Source organism: Pedobacter sp. (assembly GCF_965227205.1).
In the GTDB taxonomy this organism is placed as follows: Bacteria; Bacteroidota; Bacteroidia; order Sphingobacteriales; family Sphingobacteriaceae; genus Pedobacter.
In genome coordinates this window covers 964,685-986,249 of record NZ_OZ245727.1, presented here as the reverse complement: position 1 = coordinate 986,249, position 21,565 = coordinate 964,685, and the positions used below count along the sequence as shown (strand labels likewise).

Here is a 21,565-nt window from a genome sequence, read left to right as displayed (position 1 = left end):
GGAATATTAAAAATATGTTACGTTTGTATTAAATACTACTAAATCTATAGATTATGTATATAAATAATGAGGCTCTTCATTTTTTTACAGCACAGAACCACTCGCGAATGCGAATGTGCTGTTGTTATGCATAATATCTTCAAATCAATTCTCAATTTTCTTAATTAAACTATTAACCCATGGCATCATTGTATCCAACCTTCACCCTATCCGAAAAACTCTCAGAAGAACAAATTAATTTTTTCAATCAACACGGATTTATCCATTTTAAAAATTTCATCAATAAAGATACTGTTTCATCAATAGTTCACGCATCAAAAGAAGTTGAAAGAGCCTGGATTAATGCTGATGTTAAAAAGATAAATGGTGTGCCTATTAAATATGGTAAAGATTTAGATGGAAGAACAATTGTACAGCGTTTTGCTTTCATAAATCAGCACCATAAAGCACTTAGTGGTTTACTACTCGACCCAAGATTATCGGCGCTTTTACCCCTTGCTGGAGAAGGCTCAAGATTAGGTACTGAAGAAAAAGACGGAATGGTTTTTAACCATTACATCAACGGCCCCGAAAGTAGTTTTACCAAAATGGGATGGCATACAGATGGTTTGAGAGATATATTTTACGGTGGTAAACTAAATCCGATGCTAAATGTTGGCATTCATCTTACTTCTCAAAAGAAAGAAAATGGTGGATTAAGAATTATTCCCGGAACACATAAGCAGAATATCTATCAAATGCTTTTCAGAAAAAAATATTTCCTTGATAACAATGCCGACCGAAATGAAGTATCTATTTTACCAGAAGCCGGAGATTTAACCATACATGATGGAAGACTTTGGCATCGTGTTGCAGAATCATCTATACGTGGAGAAGAAAGTCGTAGAAGAGTGATTTACATTCCGATAATTGCCGGAAAATATGCTCCGAAGAATGAAAATAGTCCAACCGTTTTTTACCAGCGATTTGCCGGAATTGTAAAGTAATTATTATGGTTTTTATATTAATTTTCAGCTATTTAGCAAGAACAGGTAAACTGAAACGGTTTGGTAATCTTCGTGAATTTCCAAAAAGAACTTTTATTAAAGTATTTCGCCCAACAACCATTACTTTACCCTGTTTGTTTATATGCTTAAGCGGAGCTAACTAACTGAATGGAAAAAGAAAAATCAGACCGGGAAAAAATATTTGGCGATCGAAAAAGAACCAATATCTTAAAAGCTTTAGAACAACCTGCAATTCAATTTTTGTTGAAAATTGTGCCCAAGTTTGTAACACCAAACCTAATGACTGCTGTAGGAATGTTTGGTTCTGTAGTTGTATTGGCAGCGTTTATCCTTGCTAAAAAACAAGAACCACTTTTTTTATTGCTTGGAATTTTAGGCTTGTTCATTAATTGGATTGGCGATTCTTTAGATGGAAGGTTGGCTTATTATCGGAACATTGCCAGAAAATGGTATGGTTTTGCTTTGGACATTATTATGGACTGGTTAAGTATCATTTTAATCGGTTTGGGATATTATTTTTATGCATCAGAACCCTACAAAATACTTGCTTTTCTATTCGTTGTATTTTATGGCTGGTCTATAATTATTGCGCTGCTTCGCTACAAAATAACTGGAAGTTATCAAATAGACTCTGGCTTGGTTGGGCCGACAGAACTTCGTGTAATTATCGCTTTGATTTTAATCTTGGAAATCATTTTTAATGGTTCTATAAATTATTCAGCGATTGCAATTACAATCACGTTGCTTCTTGTAAATGTTGTAGATACCTGGAAATTACTCGAAACAGGAAATAAACGAGACAATGAGGAGCGTAAGAAAGATTAACCGCAAGGAAGTTAAAACTTTCCTAAAAGCTCAGGTTTCTGCTTTTTCTGGTGGAATTACCGATTATGGAATCATGATTTTTCTTACTGAAATCGTTCATATTCATTTCACAATTTCCATCTTAATTTCGGGTACAATTGGTGGTATTGTTAATTTTTATATTAACAGGTTATGGGCTTTTAAAAATCAGGTTGGTTATGTTGTTTCGCCACCAAACCAGTTCATTAGGTTTTTTAGCGTGGTAATTATTAGCATAACTTTAAAATCTTCCGGAACGTATATTTTACATCGCCTGGTTAATATCGATTACAGAATCGGTCGCGTAATTATTGATCTTTTAGTTTCCTATGGATTTAACTATCCAATGATGAGGTATTGGGTTTTCAAAAATCTTTCATCTTCAAACGAAAAAAAAGAAAAAATTGAATTAAATCAGCTTAAATACCAGATGGATGAAGAATAAAAAGACATCATCAAAATATAAATTCCTTGTTCTATTTGCATTTTTACTATTGTTAATTGTAAGCGAGAAGCTTTCGGCTCAGATTGCTGATCCTTCTCCATTAACCTTTCCAAACCCGGGCAAAATAGAAAATATGCTATTCTATTTGCAAAGAGATCCTAATATCAACACTTTAATATATGCTGTAAACACTAACAAAACTGGAGATATTAATAAGGAAAAACCAATTTCAATCTATTGGATTCGGTATACTGAAAAAGGAGAAAAAAAGGAATTAGGCTACATTCAGCGGAAGTTTGCTTATGGATTAACTACAAAAGAATTAAGCAAAAACAAGTTTGAAATTCGCTTTGTATCTTATAAATCTTTACCATTATATCTCAGTCAAACCAACTCTGAGAAGAAATATCAGGTTACAGTAACAGTAAATGGGAAAACAATATCGATTAATAGACTTTTTGTTCGAATTGAAGGCGGCTCGTTTTGGTTGCCAAATGTGAAATATGCTTTGGTTGAAGGTATTGAGTTGGCTACAGGCAAAAATGTAACCGAAAAAATTTCCATAAAGTAAATAATTGCAACCTTTTTTAAAAACTGTTGTTAATTGAGTTACGTATAAAAAATTATGGCAAGCAAAGAGTATATCTATATCCCATTTAACAAATCAGTTAATAACTACCTACACGAAATGGAACTAATTTCTACAGATTTATTTCATGTTAGAACAGTTTTCAGTGCTGATAAGAAAACTTTAAATATTGAAACGGAAAACGAAAACTTGGTTTCGATAATCATCAATCCTGTTTATGCAATAATTACCAAACTTGCAGAAACTGATATTGCAAAAGAGATTTACGATGTGATAACCAAAAACACAAAAAGGGTTTGTAATTAGGCTGCAAATAATTTGTATCATATTTAAAATTAGGGTTTTGTAAAATTTAGACCATAATTTAAGCTTCTTAATATTAAGATATTAGATTGCTTATATTTGAAATATAATATGAAATTCCTCCAAAAAATTATGTTTCGTACTGCGGTTAAAATTCTCTTTCTTACACTTCTTGTTTCTTTTTCTGAAGCATCCAACGCTCAATCATCTAAAAATAAAATACACGGAGTTTTAGTAGCCACGGCAAATGGAAAGCTAGAAGGTAGAACTTTAAAAAGTGGCGTTCATACTTTTAAAGGAGTTCCGTACGCTGCCCCACCTGTCGGGAATTTAAGATGGAAAGCTCCACAAGTTTTGGCTAATTGGACTGGTGTTAAAGAGGCCATTAACTTTGGTCCCCGTCCGGTTCAAAAATCGGGTATTTTGTACGAGTTTAGGTCTGAAAAAATGAGCGAAGATTGTTTGTACCTCAATATTTGGACGTCGGCAAATTCATCAGAAGAAAAAAGACCCGTTTATGTTTTTATACATGGTGGTTCTTTCATCCACGGAGATGGTTCGCAACCTGCATACGATGGAGAAAGCATGGCTAAACAAGGTGTGGTTTACATCTCAATTAATTATAGATTAGGTGTTTTTGGATTTTTAGCACATCCTGATTTAAGTAAGGAATCTGCAAATGGAGCATCTGGAAACTATGGGCTTTTAGACCAGGTTGCTGCACTAAAATGGATTAAAGAAAATATCTCAGCTTTTGGAGGCGACCCAAATAATATAACCATTGGCGGAGAATCTGTTGGTGCGCAATCCATCAGTGCACACATGACATCGCCATTATCAAGAGGACTTTTTTCGGCTGCAATTGCACAAAGCAGTTCACTACTCGATTCAAGAGGTTTAATTAAATCAAAAGCATCAGCAGAAAAATTAGGGATAGAATTTTCTGAACTGACTAAAACTTCATCAATTGATGAAATGAGGTTAATTGACGAAAAGAAACTCTTGAAAATCGCATCAAAAAACGACCCGAGGAGATTTAAACCTACGGTTGATGGATATTTCCTTAAGGAATTTCCCCTAAAAACTTTCGAAGAAGGCAAACAAGCTAATGTACCCTTATTGGTTGGCTGGAATGCAGATGAAGTACCATCTTTAGCTTTTTATAGATTAAAACGTGCTACACCCGAAAATTTCGAGAAGAGGGTAAGAAAAATTTACGGAGACAAAGCAGATATGCTTTTGAATTATTATCCGGTAAATACAAAAGCCGAGGCTAAAATTGCCGGCTCAAAATTAGGCAGCGATTGGCTTATAAATTATGGTTCATGGCAACTTGCCGAATTACATGCAAAGAAAAAAACAGCTCCGGTGTACCGATATCTTTTTGCACAACCTCATCCTGGTTTAACATCGCAAGCGATGAATGATGGTAGTTTTTTTCAGAAAATATTAAAAAGATTAATAAATAAAGCCATTACTGGTTCTGCATTTCATGCGGCAGAAATAGAATATGCTTTGGGTAATTTAGAAGTGCAGGATAATTATGCCTGGAAACCCGAGGATCGTATTGTTTCAAACCAAATGCAAGGTTATTTTGTAAATTTTATAAAATATGCTAATCCTAATGGTAAAACACAAAGTGGATTATCTTTAGAAAAATGGCCGGAAATTCAGTCTGGAAATACCACAAAATTTATGAAAATAGGTGTGCAAAGTAAGGTTGAGGCAGAAATTGACACCGCTAGAGCTAGATTTTTACTCCTTCAAAAAATTGGCGTAGCCGATTAATTTATAATTCTGAAGTTAATGATTGCCCCATCAAACCTTTATAGCTTAGTTTAAATTTTTCTGATAATAATAAGATGTGTTCGAGCTTTTTCTCTGGTAAATTCTTTTGTTGATTAAACTCATAAACCTCGTCATTAACAACTTTTTGTTGCAAATCATTATCAACTATTTTTAGGTTTTCTAATATTCTTGAAATCATTTCCTGCTCGTAAATTGATACACCTTTATCAAAAATACTTAATGATGTAATTAGGGCATTAATCTGATAAATAATTAATTGGATACTATAAAAAGAATTTAGGTCTCCCCTTTTTCTAAATGGCTCCTGGCTTGCAGAATCTATACCTTCAGAAAGCGCTGATAAACTCATATTAGCATCTTTTCTTGCCACCCTTAACAATGTTTCTTTATCGTTATTTTTAGATATATCAGCTGTGCTTACTAAATATGTTTTAGTGAAATTAATTGCCTGGTAAATTTTATCGCGAAGTTGTTTGCTATCCCATATCGGGAATAAAACTGATGCTAAAACAGCGATTAAACAACCCAAAATTGTAAATAAAATCCGCTCCTGAATAATATGATCGAAATGCCCGTGATAGCTTCCTAACGTTAAAATAACAGCTGGTGTAATAAACAAAACACTTATGGTATAATTTATCCTGTTAAAAGAAAAGAAACCTAGTAAGAAAAACACGGATAAGGATAACAAAATCGCAGGATTTTTTATAAAATAAATTAAGGCTAAACCTACAATAATGCCACCCAAACTACCCGATAAACGCTGCAAATTTCTGCGCCAGGTAACCGTAAATTTCGGCCGTGCAACGATTACTAAAGTTAAAAACAACCAATAACTGTATTTACTTAATGATAGTTGACTGATTAACAAAAACCCAAAAAGAAAGCATAATGCAAGCCTTACAGAAAACCTAAAAAACGGCGATTTAAAAGACAAATGATGTTTTAGTGTAGATTTATCTACTGTTACAAAGGCTGGGTAATTAAGCACAGAACCTAAATTTTCTGCCTGTAAATTTCTTGCAGTAGTATGTTGTCTTATTAATTTTAGAATATGAACCACTGCATCAGTGTTGGCTACAAATTGCGATAGAATATTTTTTTGATTTGAAGTAGCATTTTCTTCTTCTCCTTTTATTAATTCGATTAAATTGTTGTAATTATGATTTGAATAATCATCAGAATAAGGTTTAATTGTCTTTACATTTCTTGCCAAATCTTCTAGCTCAAACGCCAGTAAATTCAAAAGCTTCGTCATTAAATCTAGCGAAGATTCTTTCAAAACCTCTCGTACGCGTCCATAATCATAATGCACTGCATTTAATTGTTCGTACAAATCAATTAATAGCAAAGCTCTTCCCAATAAAATCTGCCCGTTTTTATTATCGGGAGACATAGCTTGTTTATCCGTTAACAGCAAATTCCGAATAAGCTCATGTTTCTGATTTACTTTAATGTGGAGTTTAATAATTTCTTTTTGTGATGCATCGAAAGGTACGTTAACGTTGTAATTGCTCGCTTTTGCTTTTAAAAATACCGCACTGCTCATTATGCATTCAAAAATGGCATGGTTTAAAGAGCGATAAGGAAAAATTAAAATTTGTAAAAGGCTTATTATGTAATACCAAACGCCACCAATAAGCATGTAAAAGCTAAAATGAAAAGGATTTTTTGGATGAAGCCCCATCACAAAACAGCAAACTACAAGTGCCATTGTACCAATTATGCTAATCCGATTGCCATATACTGCAAACAACGAAAAACCAAATGAAGCCAGCGTCATAACTGTTGCGAGTAATAAATTAGAAGATAAAGAGAGCGAAACAATTATTGTTGTGAGGAAAAATACAACAATACCATAAAGCGCTGTTCTAAATTTATTGAATTTATTATCTGGAAAATCTGTTAAGCTAACCAATAAAGCACCCACTCCTATTCCCGATGCAAGTTCGGGTTGCTTAAGCCAATAAAATATTATTATCGGCAAAACGATTGTAACTGTATTTCTCAATGCATCAGAAAAATACTCGCCTAAAAAGAAATAAATAATATTGAGACCGAAAGATTTTTGTTGGTTAGAATCCAAAAAGATTGATTTTATGGCACAAAAGTAATACTTAAGTGTCATTAAATATTAACTTGATTATTTTTTTACTCCTTAATTATTTTTTGAAGTGAATGATTTTTATTACAAACCGAGCTTATATTTTGCTTAATTATTTTAATTTCGCCACCCAAAACCAAACATTAGAATAAGATTAGAATTAACAATGCTCAAAAGAATCCTTTGCAAACACCTACAATTAAAAGAAACAACAGATCCAACCATTTATCGCGGACAATCTAAACATGGAGCATTAGTATTAAAAACCTATGAATGCCTAAAATGTGGTAAAAAAGTAAAGAAAAGTTAATTAGTAATGGTTGTGATTTTTCTTTTTAATATGCTTACTGCGCCAACCAAAAAGAATAACTATCTGGTCCGAATAGATAAGTTAAGGTTATTAATAAAATGATTAAGCTTAGCGGCCAAATAAAGGATAATTTATCCTTCGGTCTTTCGATAGTTAGCTTTTGAAATTGTGAGTTACGCCTTGACATATTTAGAGAATTTATATCTCATAACCACAATTACATAAAAAAGTTTTAAAAAAGCCACTGAAAATTATTTCAGTGGCTTTTCAAGATGATTTAATTTATGATTAATCGTTGTGGCCAGCGCTGGTTTCAAAGCCGAAAAGAGCTAATTTAACCGGACGAGCTGAAACTTTGTGTTTTGTTACCGCACTAAAATCAGTTAGGCTTATCTGTGCAACTTCTCCACTTGCGGGCAAAGCGATGTAAGCAAATTTAGAGGTTGCTTCTAAAACAGGCTTATAAGTATCTGTAGCAGTTACTGCAGAAATTACTGTTCCTTCTTTCACAAGTCTGCCTGTTGCTAATTCATAAACTCTCAGCTTACCATCTAATGTTAAAATTAATAGGTTTTTACCTGCATAATCTACCTTACATTGAAACGCATCTGCTCCTGCGTAAATCGGCGTAATTTTATTATTAACGATATCAATCGCATAAGCACCTTTAGTTGCAACATAACCAATAAATTTATCAGCTGCATCAGCATACAAAATAGTTGCTAAACGAAATGCACCAAAACCATCAGGGTTTGCAATTACCTTTTGACTACCAGAAGAATTTACAACCAAAACGCCACCAGCAGTTGCTGCTGAACTTGTAAACCCACCAAAAACTGCATTAATTCCATCACTTGCATTACCATGAATAGCTCCAAAATCAACTTTCGATTGGTGGATTGTTCTTCCTTCTTTATCAATAATTATTGCTTTAGTCGGTGACGCACCAGCTGTAGCAGTAGTTGTAACCGCGATTGTTCCATTATCAAAATTAGCCATAGCACCATGATGTGCTAACAATCCTGCATTTATGGTTTTAAACTTTGCACCTGAAGTATTAAAATCAGCTTCCTTTCCTAAACTTAAAGTTCCGTCAGCATCATTAAAAATTAAAGACTCATCTTTTACACTTTTAAAGTGCGTTGGTTTTAATCCTGTTGAAGTAATTGAAGCCCATTTTGGTAAACCAGCAATGTCTACATGGTCAGTGTGGCTCGCCAATCCGCTATCAAAAACCTCAACAAGGTTTTGGCTTTGATATAAAACTGTGGCATATCTTCCACCTGCAGTTCCGTAAAGGTTTGCTAAAGGAAATTTAGCATCAAACGAAGTAACCGCAGCCTTGAATGGGTCAATTTGAGTTAATTTGCTTGATAATTCATCAGCCACGAGAACGCGGACAAATTTAAATTCTTTGGCTGCATCTGTTTTTTCAGGTTCTGGTTCATTATTGTCTTTTTTACAAGCCGCAAAAGATGCCGCAATAACAAAAAGTAATGTCGCTTTTTTAAAATAGTTGTTTAACATGATTTGATTTTTATGATGTGAATGATTAATTATTGAATTTTTATGCTGATGCCTTTAATACTTTGCCATCCCGCTTTATCTGTTAAGCGAATTAGAAAGTGGTAATCGCCTGGGTCGATATCTGCCGGAACAATTATTTCTTCATTGATGTTAAAGCTTCTCTGTCCTGATGGAATATTGAATGTTTTGATAAGTAAAAATGGTTTAACCGGACTTTTAACCAGCTCCATGTTACATTCATTAACTTCGGTACTGTGCGAATGGTGGTCGAAATTATGGTGAATATCGATGCTTGATGAACCTAATTCTACGTTATCACTAAAGGCTGCTCTGAATACAAATTTCTCCCCCCTTTTTATTACGCTACACTGTTTAGGAAATGCCGTTGCAGCGTTTACATCGATTACAGGATAAGTCGTGTCAATTTCTTCAGTTTCCTTTTTACAGGAAGAAATGAGCAAGGCACAGCCAAGGCAAAAAATTGCGATTTGTTTTTTCATAAATAAATGATTTGATAAATGATTTAAAGTCAGCGCTTAGCCAACCGGTTTTGAATTAATTAATTTCTATAGGTATTTCGATGTATTGATAAAAACTGATGTTATAAGTAGAGTTTTTATAAACGACGCCAAAATAATAAGTACCAGTTTCCCAGTTTTTTGTGCCGCTAACTGCATTTGGTGTCGGCAAATTATTATCCTGAGTACTGCCAATAGTCATATTTGGCCAGTTTCGTGTAGTTGTATTCGTAACCAAATCGAAAGTTGAGTTTGAGAAAAAATCGGTTTTTGTCCAACCTTTATGCTCTACAACATCATAAACAATAGCTTTTGTAAAATCTATTTTATCTATTGATTCAGGGCGATGATTAAACTTCTTGTTTATAAAGAGCAAGTACATTTTACCATCACCTTGCACACTTGAAATTGTAACCTGAGCATTTATTAAATCGCCTTTTTTAAGTTTTGAACCATTGATAATGAAGTTACCATTGCGATAAAAGCGAGCATTATTTGCAAATACATTAAAAATACTTGCTGTTGGATTAACAGGCGCATTTGCTTCGCTATAAATGGTAATTGATTTTTTTACTTCCAGTTTTCTACCATCTTGTTCGTTAACAATAATTACAAAATCGTACTTACCTTCTGCTGCATCATTTGGTATAGAAAAATGCTTGTGCACGTTGGCGTTTTTCGCTCCTTTGTATTGGTCCCAAACTATTTCAAAATTCCAAGGCTTTAAATAGGTTTCACCGCTTTTGGGTAAAATTTTAACCTCAATGGTTTCAAGTTTATCACCAGCCAAAACATCAGCATTAAAATGAAAATCTTTACCAATAATGCCGATTTCATTATTATTTAATCCTATTTCCAGATTTTCAATTGTAGCAGATTTAGGTTTCGAATTATCATCTTTTTTACAAGCACTTATAATACTTATGAGTAATAAAATTGCCAATAGCGTTTTTTTTGTTTTCATACGATTATTCTATAGGGTAAATTAATTTGAGTTGTTTTTATTGATAGAAAATGGAATGTTTACGGATAGAATCAGGTTACGTCCAGCCTCAGGTAATTCAATTAACCTGTAAAAACTTGTGTGGTTAAGGTATTTTTTATCAAGAAGATTTTGGGCTTGAAGGTTTATCGAGATTGCCCTTCCACCGACATCGATTTTTGTACCGGCTTGCATATTAATAATGCCGTATCCATCAGTCTTTTTCTCTGGCGGAACAATATTATTTTGCCGCGATGTTAAGCGATAATCGATTGATATATAGCTTTCTTTAAACGTTGAACCAAAATCTTTACTGTAAGATAAATTGAACAGAACAGATGGTGGTGGAGAAAACGGCAATACATAACCTTTCTTATCTCCAGAAAGTTGTTTGGCAAAAAGATATTCTGCCAAAGCTTCTACAGATAGATTTTTAACAAGCTTTGCCTTGATTTGAAACTCTGCACCATAGCGCATCACTTCGCTTTGCGAATATTCGAAAACCTGATTTCCGGCACCATAATCATAATCGTGAAAGGCTGTTGGATTTAAGTAGATGTAATTCGGAAAATAGTTGTAAAAAGGACTAAAACCGATTGATAAATGCTCAGTTTTATAGCTTAAGCCTAAATCGGCTTGATAAGAAACTTCTGGAGATAAATTTTGATTCCCCTTTTCGTAGCTGAAATAGTGATAGTTTACACCATTTGCGCCCAATTCTTTGGCGATTGGCATTCTAAAACTCTTACCCAAATTCCATTTAATCGAGAATTTTTCTCTGTTGAAATTCATTCCGAGTGAGTAAACAAGGCTATTGAAATTCCTTGTTAAATCGTTCGCTCTGGTTAAATATTGATTGGTTTCCATACTATTGACCGCAACTGGAGATAAAAACCAATCATCGTATCTATCCATAGAAATGTTTCCAAAATCATACCTTATGGCTCCATGTAATAAAATTTCATCGCTGATTTTGAATTTATCGTAAATAAAAGCGCCTTGTGTAAACTGCCTAAAAGCCGGAACTAAAAAACTCCAACCGCTAATTTTATTGTCCTGATATTCTGTATTCAGGCCGAAATTTAATTCGTGTTTTCCAAAGCTTATTAAATCTTTAAAGTTTGCTGCGTAAACACGTTTATCAAATTCTCTTTCCAAATTAGATGGCACATTACGGTTCGATGGGTAAATCGGTGGCATGTAACCATGGTTTACGTATGGACTAAATTCCTGGCGGAAATTGTGTTGAAAACCTAAATCAATTTTAAACTGATGTATTCCAGCCTGAAAATCAGTTCGGTTAATAATTTTAAAATGGTTAACCTGTTGGCTCGGCATCAAAATATCTCTAGAAGAAGCATCATGCAAAGCTGCATCTACCCTTCTTGGTTCTAAACCGTGGGCATTTGCAAAAAATCCACTTTTATTATTGATGTTGCTGAAGTAAAAAACCGAGCGAAATTTTTCATTTACGTATCCTGTACTCAAATGCAAATCAGTTTCTCTGCCGGCAGTATTTCTTAGAAAGCCATCTTTTAACGCAACCGCATAATCGTAAACATATACCGAATCTGTAGGCACATTATAATCTCCATAATTTTGATAAGTTAGCCTCGAATCAAAAAACCAATGCTTATTTCTTCCATATAGATTTACCGAAGTACCATAAAATGCGTTGTTGGTTTTACCGGTTAAATCAACACTTCCGCCAAAAGAGTTAGCTGAAGGAAGTAATGGCGGCTTTGTATCAATAATGCCTGCAATAGCATCAGAACCATAAACAAAAGATGCTGCTCCTTTTATAATTTCAACTTCGCGAGTAGCATATTGGTCGATTTCTAAACCATGATCTGCACCCCATTGTTGCCCTTCGTGCTTCATGCCTTTATCTACTACTACAACCCTATTAAAACCCATTCCTCTTATTAATGGTTTAGATTGCCCGCTGCCAATACCTATCGTTTTAACACCAGGAAGTCTTTCTAAAGATTTCATCAGGCTTCCGCCTAAATTTTTCAGAATAAAATCACGTTTTACAGTTTCAACATTCATCGATTCTTCTTGCTCTCTTTTTTCGGCAAAGTTTTCTCTTATCTCTACTTCTGCCAATTGCATAATTTTTGGTTTAAGTACCAATGTAAATGATGTAGAATCTTGAGAAACTGAAATCATTTTATGCATTTTTTGATAGCCGGTATGAGTTATTACAAATTCATATTTCCCTTTTGGGATGTTCGTAAAAGCAAAAATTCCGTTATTATCAGATTGAATTGTTCTTCCAGTTTCGACAACGGTTATGGATGCATTAGAAATCGATTTTCCAAGAGCATCAACCGTTTTTCCGGATAAATAAAAGCTTTGAGCAAAAAGTGCAGAATAGCCTAACAAACTGATAAACAGCAGGCAGATTTTCTTCATTGTAAAAAATTGACCGACAAGAGGTAACGAAATTCAATAGATTTTGCTACCGAACGGATAGTAAATGATTGTTAAAAAACCCTGATTTAGGGCAAAAGAATTGTTACGCCTTTACTGGCGGCCCTTTATTGGTAAAGGAATGAACAATGGCTGAGTAATTGCCAAGTAAATGTAAGCCACCTTTTACAGGTTGAAGAACATTTACCTTTAGCTCTGAAAAGATAAAATCTTGCATTAAAGCCGGACTTTTGTGGTGAACAAAATGATCGCAGACTTTACAATGTTCTGATTTGCTTAATGTGGTTTTATAACGAGAATCGTTACCATGAGTAGTATTTTGGTGATGATGAAAACTTTGAATGGCAATCATCGAGAAAAAAACTACCACAAGCATTAGTGAAAGTATTTTTCCTACAAAAATTGATATAGATGTTTCCTTAGTTTTCAAATCGCAACAAAATTGCATTTAAAAATCTCATCATCCAAAAAAAATATTATTTATTTGATAATTGGATTTATAAAACACATCAAAATGTTGCGTTATGATGCACTGTGCAGACTTTTTGTAACAAAAATATTAAGAACATATTTTAGATAGTGCTGTTATTCGATTCAACACAACAAATAAAAAATTTAAGACTGACTAAATATATGTTTAGCGATAAAAGCACAGAAACCAGAATTTTGATTTTAGGCGATCAAACAATAGTAATTAACAGGGAAAAAGAAAATCCAATGAAGTTTCGAATATTGGTAGACAGTGCTTTTCGCGGATACCTTGAACATATATCAGGCGTTTGGCAACTATCAGAAGAACACTCAATTAATGAGGAGTTGCTCTACAGAATAACCGAAACTCTTGGAACTGCTAAAAGTGCTTAACCCCAATTTACAGCAGTACTTTTGCCTGTTTTAAAAACCTCGTATATTTTTTCGATGAAAACGGCTTTAATGTTGCTGCCTAAAATTGGAACAATTTCGTTTTCTTGCTTTTCTAAATGACCACTAAAAACCCCATCAATTCTAACCGCATAGCGTTTTGAGTTTGCTTTTTCTCCAGTTAAAACAATAATTGTTCCATCGAAATTAATTATTCTTGTTTCGGTTTTTGTTAAATCTTTCATAGGCTTCGTGTAAGTTTTACACTTATTAAAACGCAGCTATGTAATTATGGTTTACAAAAAAAGTACAACAACCCGGTGTGCTTTTTTTTTACCTGATTAGGCAATATTTTCTAAATACCTTAAAACTTCATCTTTCTTTCTGCTCGATACCAAAATATTTTCTTTGTTTTCCATTTGCAAATACCCTTCTCTGTAGTACTTCTTAACATATTTAAAATTAACCAGAAAAGATTGGTGGCACCTTAAAAATCCGAAGGGCGTTAATAAACTTTCGTATTCCTTTAATCCTTTTGAAACTAAAATTTCTCGTCCATTGCTTAAATAAAATGTGGTATATCCTTTATCACTTTTGCAAAACATAATATCCTCAATAGCAACCACTTCTATATATTCAACACTTTTTAAAGCGATGCGTTTAGCTGCTCCTAAACCTTGAGCCAGATAATGATCTCTAGAAACGGCTAACTGTTGTTGCTCAAATTTTTCGTGCTCTCTATGGTGAAAACATTTATTTAATAATGCGGTAAGCGATACTTCATCAATAGGTTTTAATAAATATCCAAACGCACCTAAGTTAAGTGCTTGTATTGCATATTGATCGTATGCAGTTAAAAAAATAACCTGAAAATCGTTAATACCAATCTCATGGAAGAGATGAAAACTATCCCCATCTTTTAATCGAATATCAGCTAAAATAATATCAGGTTTTAAAGCTGGTATTTCTTTAGCAGCAACGGCAATTTCGGCAGCGGAACCAACAACTTCAAGGTAATCGATTCTATTTACTATCTGCAAAATGTGTTGCAAAATTCGAATTTCATCTTCTAGAATATACAGTTTCATAGCTTTCATATTAATTGTTTATTACAGGCATAATAATTTCAACAAGTACACCTTTTGCATCAACTCCTATTTTATCAGCAACTTTAAAGTGTGCTTTTTGTCCTTGAGAGGTAAATAATAAATCGAATCGTTCTTTTAAAATAATTTGCGCAAGCGATTGTTTTTTCTGTTTATCATCGGCCTTTTTTGTTAAACCGCTACCGTTATCATCAATATTAATCACCAAAGATTCACCATCAACTTTAAAAGAAATTTTTAACAAACCTTTGTAGGTAATGTTTCTAAATCCATGTTCTATTGTATTTTCTACAAAAGGCTGAATTAACATCGGAGGAATAAGAATCTCATCAATATCTAATTCATTATCAACAGTAATTTCATAATTAAAAACCCCTGCATAACGCATTTGCTGTAGTTGTATGTAGTTATTTAAAGATGTTATCTCCTCTTGAATTTCTATAAAATCTTTTCGGTTTTGCTCTAAAATGCCACGCAATAAACCCGAAAAAGATTGCAGATAACGAACAGATTCCGTTGTATCGCCAGATGCAACTAAACTCTGCAAATTAGAAATGGCATTAAAAATAAAATGTGGGTTTAATTGAACCTGAAGCAGTTTTTGCTCCATGTTTAATCTTTGGTTTTCAGATTTTAATAAGGTATTTCGCTCCCGTAAACGCTGTTGCCTGTAAACAATGTAAAATAAAGCCACTGCTGCTATGAAAATAATCACAATCAAAAACATCGACCAACGTTGTTGTTTAATTATGGTCTCATTTAGTTGATTTCTGCTTTTTAGCTGTAGTATATTTTGGTCTTTCTTCTCTGTTTCATATTTTTCGTGCATCTCGGCAACTTTTACGGCCTCAATCGCTTTATTATTACGTAATTCGATACTGTGAGCTGAATCTAAAGCTGCAAATGCTTTAACAAAATCGCCTTTCACTTTGTAAGCATCTACCAAACCTAAATAGTATATTTTTTTCTGTTTACCAGATAAATCTTTGTGTTCTAACGCAATACCTGCTTTGTAATAAAATATGGCAGAATCTGGTTGATTATTTAAATTAAAAGCTGTTGCTAAGTTGTTGTAAGCAATATCATTTAAGTTATTGGTTTTCTTTAAGTAGTTAAAATATATCTTGCTAGATGCCAACGCCTTATTATGCTGCATTTGTGCACTATAAATTTGCGATTCATTGTCATAAGTACGGGCAATTGCCAAACTATCATTTAATTTTTTGGCTAAAGTGCGGGCTTGATGATTATAATTTGCCATTTTTTTAAAATCGCCCAAGCGAGAGGCCAATAGAAAAGAAATATCGAAATACCTTTGCTTAACAATTGGGTGCGAATTAAAAGGATGGTTTTTGAAATAGAGTGCGGCGTACAATAAAGATTTTTCTTCGTTATGATTTTGATAGTAAGCCCTCGCCAATAAATCGTAAAAGCGATAAGTTAGCTTACTTTTCGTACGTTCACCATCTTCAATTAAAGAAAAGATGCGTTTAACCAAAACAGATTCTACCATAGAACCATTCCCAAGCGCTAAATCTAATTGATGATATTTTTTAAGTAGCTCAACATCATCGGCTACTTTTTCGCCTTTCATCTTATCAAATTCAATTAGAGCGCTGTCGCGTTTCTTTTCTAGATTATATCTTCTTCCTTTGAAATAATGATAAAATGGGTTTTCTTCCCGATTAGCTTGCAGATTTAGTAAGCTATCTTCGAGATAAACCATTTTTTTTACAGTAGCAGAAGCAAGTGTATCAAAAGAAATGATCAGCTTCAAGTAGTCTTTCTGCTTTGAAACTATTGCTTTATTATTATCGCTTGTTTTAGAATTATTCTTTTTGTTATTACAGGATATTATGAATAACGTAAATAAACTAATATAAAAAGTAACAGCTGTTTTTATTGCCTTATTCCGCATTAACGAGATTGAATTATCAATTTATCAAATATCTTCTAAATATAGAAACTGGAAACCTCAATTAATATGGCTATCGAATATTCGTTAGGCTTCAATCCATATTCGCATCTTAAAAGTCCTTATTTGAAAGATAGACTTCTAAAATATTTTATTCACGAAAAAGAAGAAGGGTAAACTAATAAGAATTTTGCATAAGTATTACCTCTTGATAAGGAACCGAAAGGCAATACCGAAATTGTAACACAAGATTTAGGGTTAATCGAACGATTTTTTACCGGATTAGAAAACTAGCCGGCTACCAATCAAATAAAATCCATTATATTATTACATATATTTCTGTTAATTTATTCAATCATAGCAGCATTATTTCTCTTTAAAACCTGGTTGATGGTTTCTAAAAATTTTGGAAAGAAAACCGGCTTAACTAAATATTGGTCGCCCCCAACATTAAATGCATTAAGTGCAAATTCATCGTAAGCAGTAACGAAAATTATAAATTTAACCTTGTCTCTTAAAACCTTCGCGGCATCTATCCCAGAAATGTCCATCCTGATATCTAAAAAAAGAAAGTCAATTTCATCATTTACATCAATTTCATTGATGGCCGCTAAAGCAGATTGATAACTTCTTAAAATATTAAGTTTCGGAACTTTAGATATATAACCAGTAAGGATATCAATAGAGATCCGATCATCGTCCACAAGAACGCAGCGATATAATTTAGAGTTTTTCATTGAAGATTGAAACACTCTAAAACAGAAATTGTTCAGAAATAATTAAAAAAGTATAATAAATAATACAACCAGAACGTCTAAAACAATTCTTGTATCCTATTCTTCGTATTGCCAGGTTAAGCCACCATCTACAAAATAGCTCGATCCTGTTACGTAAGCGGCATCATCAGAAGCTAAAAATGATACAATTCCGGCAACATCTTCAGGTTTACCCAAACGTTTTAAGGGAATATTATTCAGCACCTTGTTTAGTTTTTTCTTATCCTCCAGTAGAGATTTATTTATTGGCGTTTCAATTGCTCCCGGAGCAACATTATTAATTCTGATGTTAAACTCGGCAAGTTCAACAGCCAGATTCCTGCACAGCATTTTAACTGCACCTTTACTCGCACAATAGGCAGCATAACCTGGAAAGGGAATTTCTTCATGTACAGAACTAACATTTACAATTACACCTGATATTTTTTGTTTAATGCAATGGTTTGTAAACGCCTGGATTCCAAAAAACAAGCCTTTAAAATTCGTATTCATTACATCATCGTATTCTTCTTCTGTAATTTTCCAAAATGGATTTTTAATTTCCATACCTGCGTTGTTAACTAAAACATCGAGGCTACCAAATGCTTTTACAGCTTCGGCAATTAATTTCTCCACTCCTTTTTTACTGCTGATATCTGCTTCAATAAAAACAGCCTTTCTACCCATTTCTTTTACTTCTGCTATGAGTTTTTCGCCACGCTCATCAAACTTATGCCCGTTAAATATTACGTTAGCACCTTCTCGTGCAAACCTTAACGCACAGGCTGCTCCTATTCCCTGACTGCTTCCTGTTACTAAAACTGTTTTATTTTCAAATCGATTCATATGTTTTTATTGCTTTAAAAGATTAAGGTTTACAAAGCTTTTTTGTTTTAAATGAAATCGACTGATAAGCAAAACATCAATTAATAATCTACATCAATTCAAAAAATGACTTTGATCACAATCTTAAAAACCAAAATGAATTTCCTTTGCAACAAAACTAATAATGGCACATACTTTTCATATTCCGGTACTTGGCTTGGCTTACTCTATTGATACGCCTTTTAAAGTCGCAAAATTTGGCATTTCATCTGTCGTATCAATTGTTGATGATGAACTTTGTGAAAGAATGAGGCAATATCATGCTGACCAGAACAATGAGATTTTTATAGCCATTTCCAAAACCGACAACGATTATCGTGCTAAAAGAATAACAGCTTACCTCAATCTGATTAAAAAATTAGTTGATGAGCAAATAGAAGTTATCAGGAAGCAAAAATTTGAGCCAGAAACAGATATTACCAGGTATTTTGAGTTACAACCTCAAACATCGCAAGTTAAAATATTTTATGATATGATGTTAGCCGAAACATCTGCGGACAAGAAAAATTCTTTCCAGAACCAACTTAGAAACGAAGTTAAAACGGGCAGAATTGATGTTAACATTATGGCAAAAGTTGATAAAATCAATTTCGTAAATGGTATTAATTCGGGTCCTGAAAATAGTGATGCGTTGGCTGCTTTAAGGGGTTTTGCAAATAGCAATCTAAATTCTTCTGTGGTGATTTCTGCCGGATTAAACCCTAAGTTATACAGCTATTTAGAAACTTTTAATGATTTCTATCCAACTGAAAACGGAACATTTAGTAAAGAGATCATTTTAAAAGTAAGCGATTTCAGGTCTACAAACGTTCAGGCAAAAATGCTCGCAAAAAAAGGTTTATGGGTTACCGAATTTAGAATTGAATCGGGTTTAAACTGTGGCGGCCATGCTTTTGCAACAGAAGGTTTATTATTCGGACCAATTTTGCAGGAATTTAAAAATTCCAGAGCAACACTTTATAATGAGCTTATTCTAATTTATCGAAGTGCTTTAAATTTAAAAGGAATAAATAATGATTTTTTGCCTGAACAGAGAATAACAGCGCAAGGTGGAATTGGAACTGCCGCCGAACAAAATTATTTAATTGAAACTTATGGTTTAGATGCAACAGGTTGGGGAAGCCCATTTTTATTGGTTGACGAAGCAACAACCGTTGATAACGACACATTGAATCAACTTGTTGTTGCAACTGAAAGCGATTTTTACCTTAGCAATTCTTCTCCGCTTGGCGTACCATTTAATAATTTCAGAAAAAGTACAGCAGAAATAGAAAGGCAGGAACGAATTGCTAGAAACCGTCCGGGTAGTCCGTGTACCAAAAAGTATTTGTGCAGCAATACAGAATTTACCACCGAACCAATTTGTACTGCATCCAGAAAATATCAAAACCTAAAGATCAAATCGCTCAAATCTTTAAACTTAACCGCAATTGATTTAACTAAACAAATTGAAGCCGTAACGGAAAAAATCTGCCTTTGCGAAGGTTTGTGTAGCTCTACCTACATCAAATACAATTTACTAAAACCAAAAGAGAGTAAAGCGGTAAGTATTTGTCCGGGGCCAAATCTTGCTTATTTTTCAAAGAAATATACGCTAAAAGAAATGATTGATAACATCTATGGCAGAATTAATTTGCTTGATGGTATTAACAGGCCAAATTTATTTACCAAAGAATTAAAATTATACATCGAATACTTAAATAAAGAATTTGAAAATTTTGGCAATGGTATTTTAAACATGGTTCAAACCAATAAAAAGATAGATTATTTGAAAAAATTCTACAATCAGCTTCAGCAAGGAATAGAATATTATCGTGGCAGCATAGAAAAAGCCGATGCCGATTTAAAAATATGGAGCAAGGAACAGGTTTTTCTATTTGAAAAAGCAGTTATTCAAATGAGTAATTTAACACCTCAATTATTAAATTTGTGCAGCAAGGCTGGATAAAAATTTTAGCCAAAACAAAATTTATATGGATAGAGCCAGGTTATTAAGTGCGATTATAGAAAATGCAATTGATGGTATTATTACTATTGATGATAAGGGAATTATCGAACATGTAAATCCCGCAGCGCTTAAGCTTTTTGGCTTTAGGAACGATGAGTTAATTGGCAAAAATGTGTCGGTTTTAATGCCAACTCCGGATAAAGAAAAACACGATTCTTACATAAAACATTACAATGATACCGGACAAAAACGCATTATTGGCATTGGTAGAGAAGTAACCGGGCAAAGAAAAGATGGTTCTACCTTTCCTTTTCGTTTAGGTGTTAGTGAGGTTAAATTTAGCGACCGAAAAATTTATACCGGCTTTATTCACGATTTAAGTAAGCTTAAAGAAAACGAAGCCCGTATTTTAAGTTACACAGAAGAACTGGAAGATAAAATTAGAGAACGTACTCAAGATTTAGTTAAACTAGTTTCTGAACTTCAATCGGCAAAGGAACACGTTAATGCTTTGTTTGAGAAGGAAAAAGAACTGAACCAGCTAAAAACCCGGTTTGTTTCAATGGCTTCTCACGAATTTAGAACGCCTTTGAGTTCTATACAATTATCGGCAACCTTAATTGATAAATACATTCCAAAACTCGATACCGAAAACATAGAAAAACATACCGGAAAAATTAAAAATGCGGTGGGCAACCTTACCACAATTTTAAATGATTTTCTATCTCTAGAAAAATTAGAAGCCGGAAGAGTTGAGGTAAATCCAACCTGGTTTAATGTTGTTCGCTTTGCTGAAGAAATTGTGGAGGAAATGCAGCTGATTAGCAAGCAAGACCAACACATTATTTACGAACATAAAGGCACATCGGCAGAGGTAAATTTAGATAGCAATCTTTTAAAAAACTGCATTATCAATTTAATTTCCAATGCTGTAAAATATTCTGGAGAAAATACGATGATTCAGTTTAATAGCATTTTAATGGATAACGAATTACTTATCGAAATAAAAGATAATGGTATCGGCATTCCTGATGTAGACCAGCAAAACCTTTTCGAGCCGTTTTTTAGAGCACATAATACCGGAAGTATTCCGGGAACCGGACTTGGTTTAAACATTGTTAAACGTTACGTTTCTTTAATGCAAGGCGAGGTTTCTTTAGAAAGCGCACAAAATATTGGCACAACAATCCGCCTGAAAATTCCTTTTACAAACCAATAATTT

20 protein-coding genes are annotated in these 21,565 nt (G+C 33.5%); 9 read left to right on the top strand and 11 right to left on the bottom strand.

What is annotated here, in order from left to right:
* Positions 1-179: 179 nt before the first annotated feature.
* The 6 genes from ACO05K_RS04230 to ACO05K_RS04205 all read left to right on the top strand — a co-directional run bounded on the left by ACO05K_RS04230 (position 180) and on the right by ACO05K_RS04205 (position 4,975).
* Positions 180-986: a phytanoyl-CoA dioxygenase family protein gene (locus ACO05K_RS04230; protein ID WP_421943216.1), complete on the top strand. Its 807-nt coding sequence runs from the start codon at positions 180-182 to the stop codon at positions 984-986.
* 168 nt (positions 987-1,154) lie between these two features.
* Positions 1,155-1,832: a CDP-alcohol phosphatidyltransferase family protein gene (locus tag ACO05K_RS04225; protein ID WP_421943215.1), complete on the top strand. Its 678-nt coding sequence runs from the start codon at positions 1,155-1,157 to the stop codon at positions 1,830-1,832.
* A complete protein-coding gene (locus ACO05K_RS04220) occupies positions 1,810-2,295 on the top strand; it encodes a GtrA family protein (protein ID WP_421943214.1) in 486 nt (161 codons plus the stop codon). Before ACO05K_RS04225 ends, ACO05K_RS04220 begins: the two co-directional genes overlap by 23 nt.
* Positions 2,285-2,866, top strand: a complete 582-nt coding sequence (locus ACO05K_RS04215; RefSeq protein WP_421943213.1) for a DUF4833 domain-containing protein — start codon at positions 2,285-2,287, stop codon at positions 2,864-2,866. Before ACO05K_RS04220 ends, ACO05K_RS04215 begins: the two co-directional genes overlap by 11 nt.
* 54 nt (positions 2,867-2,920) lie before the next feature.
* Positions 2,921-3,190 carry a hypothetical protein gene (locus tag ACO05K_RS04210; RefSeq protein WP_421943212.1) on the top strand — a complete coding sequence of 90 codons (270 nt, stop codon included), beginning with the start codon at positions 2,921-2,923 and terminating at the stop codon, positions 3,188-3,190.
* A gap of 108 nt (positions 3,191-3,298) precedes the next feature.
* Positions 3,299-4,975, top strand: a complete 1,677-nt coding sequence (locus ACO05K_RS04205; protein WP_421943211.1) for a carboxylesterase/lipase family protein — start codon at positions 3,299-3,301, stop codon at positions 4,973-4,975.
* A gap of 1 nt (position 4,976) precedes the next feature.
* Here ACO05K_RS04205 and ACO05K_RS04200 read toward each other — a convergent pair whose 3' ends face one another.
* The 6 genes from ACO05K_RS04200 to ACO05K_RS04175 form a co-directional block, all read right to left on the bottom strand.
* Positions 4,977-7,082 carry an FUSC family membrane protein gene (locus tag ACO05K_RS04200; protein ID WP_421943210.1) on the bottom strand — a complete coding sequence of 702 codons (2,106 nt, stop codon included), beginning with the start codon at positions 7,080-7,082 and terminating at the stop codon, positions 4,977-4,979.
* Positions 7,083-7,698: 616 nt separating this feature from the next.
* Positions 7,699-8,937: a hypothetical protein gene (locus tag ACO05K_RS04195; RefSeq protein WP_421943209.1), complete on the bottom strand. Its 1,239-nt coding sequence runs from the start codon at positions 8,935-8,937 to the stop codon at positions 7,699-7,701.
* Positions 8,938-8,966: 29 nt separating this feature from the next.
* A complete protein-coding gene (locus ACO05K_RS04190; RefSeq protein ID WP_421943208.1) occupies positions 8,967-9,437 on the bottom strand; it encodes a DUF4625 domain-containing protein in 471 nt (156 codons plus the stop codon).
* 55 nt (positions 9,438-9,492) lie between these two features.
* Complete coding sequence (locus ACO05K_RS04185; RefSeq protein ID WP_421943207.1) at positions 9,493-10,419, bottom strand: DUF4625 domain-containing protein; 927 nt, start codon at positions 10,417-10,419, stop codon at positions 9,493-9,495.
* A gap of 21 nt (positions 10,420-10,440) precedes the next feature.
* The gene (locus ACO05K_RS04180) at positions 10,441-12,855 is read right to left on the bottom strand and encodes a TonB-dependent receptor (RefSeq protein WP_421943206.1); all 2,415 of its coding nucleotides are present in this window, start codon (positions 12,853-12,855) and stop codon (positions 10,441-10,443) included.
* A gap of 103 nt (positions 12,856-12,958) precedes the next feature.
* Complete coding sequence (locus ACO05K_RS04175; protein ID WP_421943205.1) at positions 12,959-13,249, bottom strand: hypothetical protein; 291 nt, start codon at positions 13,247-13,249, stop codon at positions 12,959-12,961.
* Positions 13,250-13,506: 257 nt separating this feature from the next.
* Here ACO05K_RS04175 and ACO05K_RS04170 point away from each other — a divergent pair, with 257 nt between their 5' ends.
* Positions 13,507-13,737 (top strand): hypothetical protein, encoded by a 231-nt coding sequence (locus ACO05K_RS04170; protein ID WP_421943204.1) that lies wholly within the window; start codon positions 13,507-13,509, stop codon positions 13,735-13,737.
* Here the strand turns inward: ACO05K_RS04170 and ACO05K_RS04165 are convergent.
* The 5 genes from ACO05K_RS04165 to ACO05K_RS04145 all read right to left on the bottom strand — a co-directional run bounded on the left by ACO05K_RS04165 (position 13,734) and on the right by ACO05K_RS04145 (position 18,356).
* On the bottom strand, positions 13,734-13,979 hold the full coding sequence (locus ACO05K_RS04165) for a hypothetical protein (RefSeq protein ID WP_421943203.1): 246 nt from the start codon (positions 13,977-13,979) through the stop codon (positions 13,734-13,736). The two genes, ACO05K_RS04170 and ACO05K_RS04165, sit on opposite strands and share 4 nt — an antisense overlap.
* A gap of 96 nt (positions 13,980-14,075) precedes the next feature.
* Positions 14,076-14,822, bottom strand: coding sequence for a LytR/AlgR family response regulator transcription factor (locus ACO05K_RS04160; RefSeq protein WP_421943202.1), 747 nt, complete (start codon positions 14,820-14,822; stop codon positions 14,076-14,078).
* A gap of 10 nt (positions 14,823-14,832) precedes the next feature.
* Complete coding sequence (locus tag ACO05K_RS04155) at positions 14,833-16,617, bottom strand: histidine kinase (RefSeq protein WP_421943201.1); 1,785 nt, start codon at positions 16,615-16,617, stop codon at positions 14,833-14,835.
* 485 nt (positions 16,618-17,102) lie between these two features.
* On the bottom strand, positions 17,103-17,492 hold the full coding sequence (locus ACO05K_RS04150; RefSeq protein ID WP_421943200.1) for a LytR/AlgR family response regulator transcription factor: 390 nt from the start codon (positions 17,490-17,492) through the stop codon (positions 17,103-17,105).
* A 96-nt stretch (positions 17,493-17,588) separates the two neighbouring features.
* Entirely contained in the window at positions 17,589-18,356 is a 768-nt protein-coding gene (locus ACO05K_RS04145) for an SDR family NAD(P)-dependent oxidoreductase (RefSeq protein ID WP_421943199.1), read from the bottom strand.
* Positions 18,357-18,519: 163 nt separating this feature from the next.
* On the opposite strand from ACO05K_RS04145, the gene ACO05K_RS04140 reads away from it, so the two are divergent.
* Both ACO05K_RS04140 and ACO05K_RS04135 read left to right on the top strand, forming a co-directional pair.
* A complete protein-coding gene (locus ACO05K_RS04140; protein WP_421943198.1) occupies positions 18,520-20,343 on the top strand; it encodes a hypothetical protein in 1,824 nt (607 codons plus the stop codon).
* Between the two features lie 25 nt (positions 20,344-20,368).
* Entirely contained in the window at positions 20,369-21,562 is a 1,194-nt protein-coding gene (locus ACO05K_RS04135; protein ID WP_421943197.1) for a PAS domain S-box protein, read from the top strand.
* Positions 21,563-21,565 lie beyond the last annotated feature (3 nt).

Excerpts from the sequence above, each read along its gene's own strand:
- ACO05K_RS04230 (WP_421943216.1), top strand. The coding sequence starts at position 180 with ATGGCATCATTGTATCCAACCTTCACCCTATCCGAAAAACTCTCAGAA.
- ACO05K_RS04140 (WP_421943198.1), top strand. The coding sequence starts at position 18,520 with ATGGCACATACTTTTCATATTCCGGTACTTGGCTTGGCTTACTCTATT.
- ACO05K_RS04210 (WP_421943212.1), top strand. The coding sequence starts at position 2,921 with ATGGCAAGCAAAGAGTATATCTATATCCCATTTAACAAATCAGTTAAT.
- ACO05K_RS04160 (WP_421943202.1), bottom strand. The coding sequence starts at position 14,822 with ATGAAACTGTATATTCTAGAAGATGAAATTCGAATTTTGCAACACATT.
- ACO05K_RS04220 (WP_421943214.1), top strand. The coding sequence starts at position 1,810 with ATGAGGAGCGTAAGAAAGATTAACCGCAAGGAAGTTAAAACTTTCCTA.
- ACO05K_RS04175 (WP_421943205.1), bottom strand. The coding sequence starts at position 13,249 with ATGCTTGTGGTAGTTTTTTTCTCGATGATTGCCATTCAAAGTTTTCAT.
- ACO05K_RS04195 (WP_421943209.1), bottom strand. The coding sequence starts at position 8,937 with ATGTTAAACAACTATTTTAAAAAAGCGACATTACTTTTTGTTATTGCG.
- ACO05K_RS04145 (WP_421943199.1), bottom strand. The coding sequence starts at position 18,356 with ATGAATCGATTTGAAAATAAAACAGTTTTAGTAACAGGAAGCAGTCAG.
- ACO05K_RS04215 (WP_421943213.1), top strand. The coding sequence starts at position 2,285 with ATGAAGAATAAAAAGACATCATCAAAATATAAATTCCTTGTTCTATTT.
- ACO05K_RS04190 (WP_421943208.1), bottom strand. The coding sequence starts at position 9,437 with ATGAAAAAACAAATCGCAATTTTTTGCCTTGGCTGTGCCTTGCTCATT.
- ACO05K_RS04150 (WP_421943200.1), bottom strand. The coding sequence starts at position 17,492 with ATGAAAAACTCTAAATTATATCGCTGCGTTCTTGTGGACGATGATCGG.
- ACO05K_RS04180 (WP_421943206.1), bottom strand. The coding sequence starts at position 12,855 with ATGAAGAAAATCTGCCTGCTGTTTATCAGTTTGTTAGGCTATTCTGCA.
- ACO05K_RS04170 (WP_421943204.1), top strand. The coding sequence starts at position 13,507 with ATGTTTAGCGATAAAAGCACAGAAACCAGAATTTTGATTTTAGGCGAT.
- ACO05K_RS04185 (WP_421943207.1), bottom strand. The coding sequence starts at position 10,419 with ATGAAAACAAAAAAAACGCTATTGGCAATTTTATTACTCATAAGTATT.
- ACO05K_RS04135 (WP_421943197.1), top strand. The coding sequence starts at position 20,369 with ATGGATAGAGCCAGGTTATTAAGTGCGATTATAGAAAATGCAATTGAT.
- ACO05K_RS04165 (WP_421943203.1), bottom strand. The coding sequence starts at position 13,979 with ATGAAAGATTTAACAAAAACCGAAACAAGAATAATTAATTTCGATGGA.
- ACO05K_RS04225 (WP_421943215.1), top strand. The coding sequence starts at position 1,155 with ATGGAAAAAGAAAAATCAGACCGGGAAAAAATATTTGGCGATCGAAAA.
- ACO05K_RS04205 (WP_421943211.1), top strand. The coding sequence starts at position 3,299 with ATGAAATTCCTCCAAAAAATTATGTTTCGTACTGCGGTTAAAATTCTC.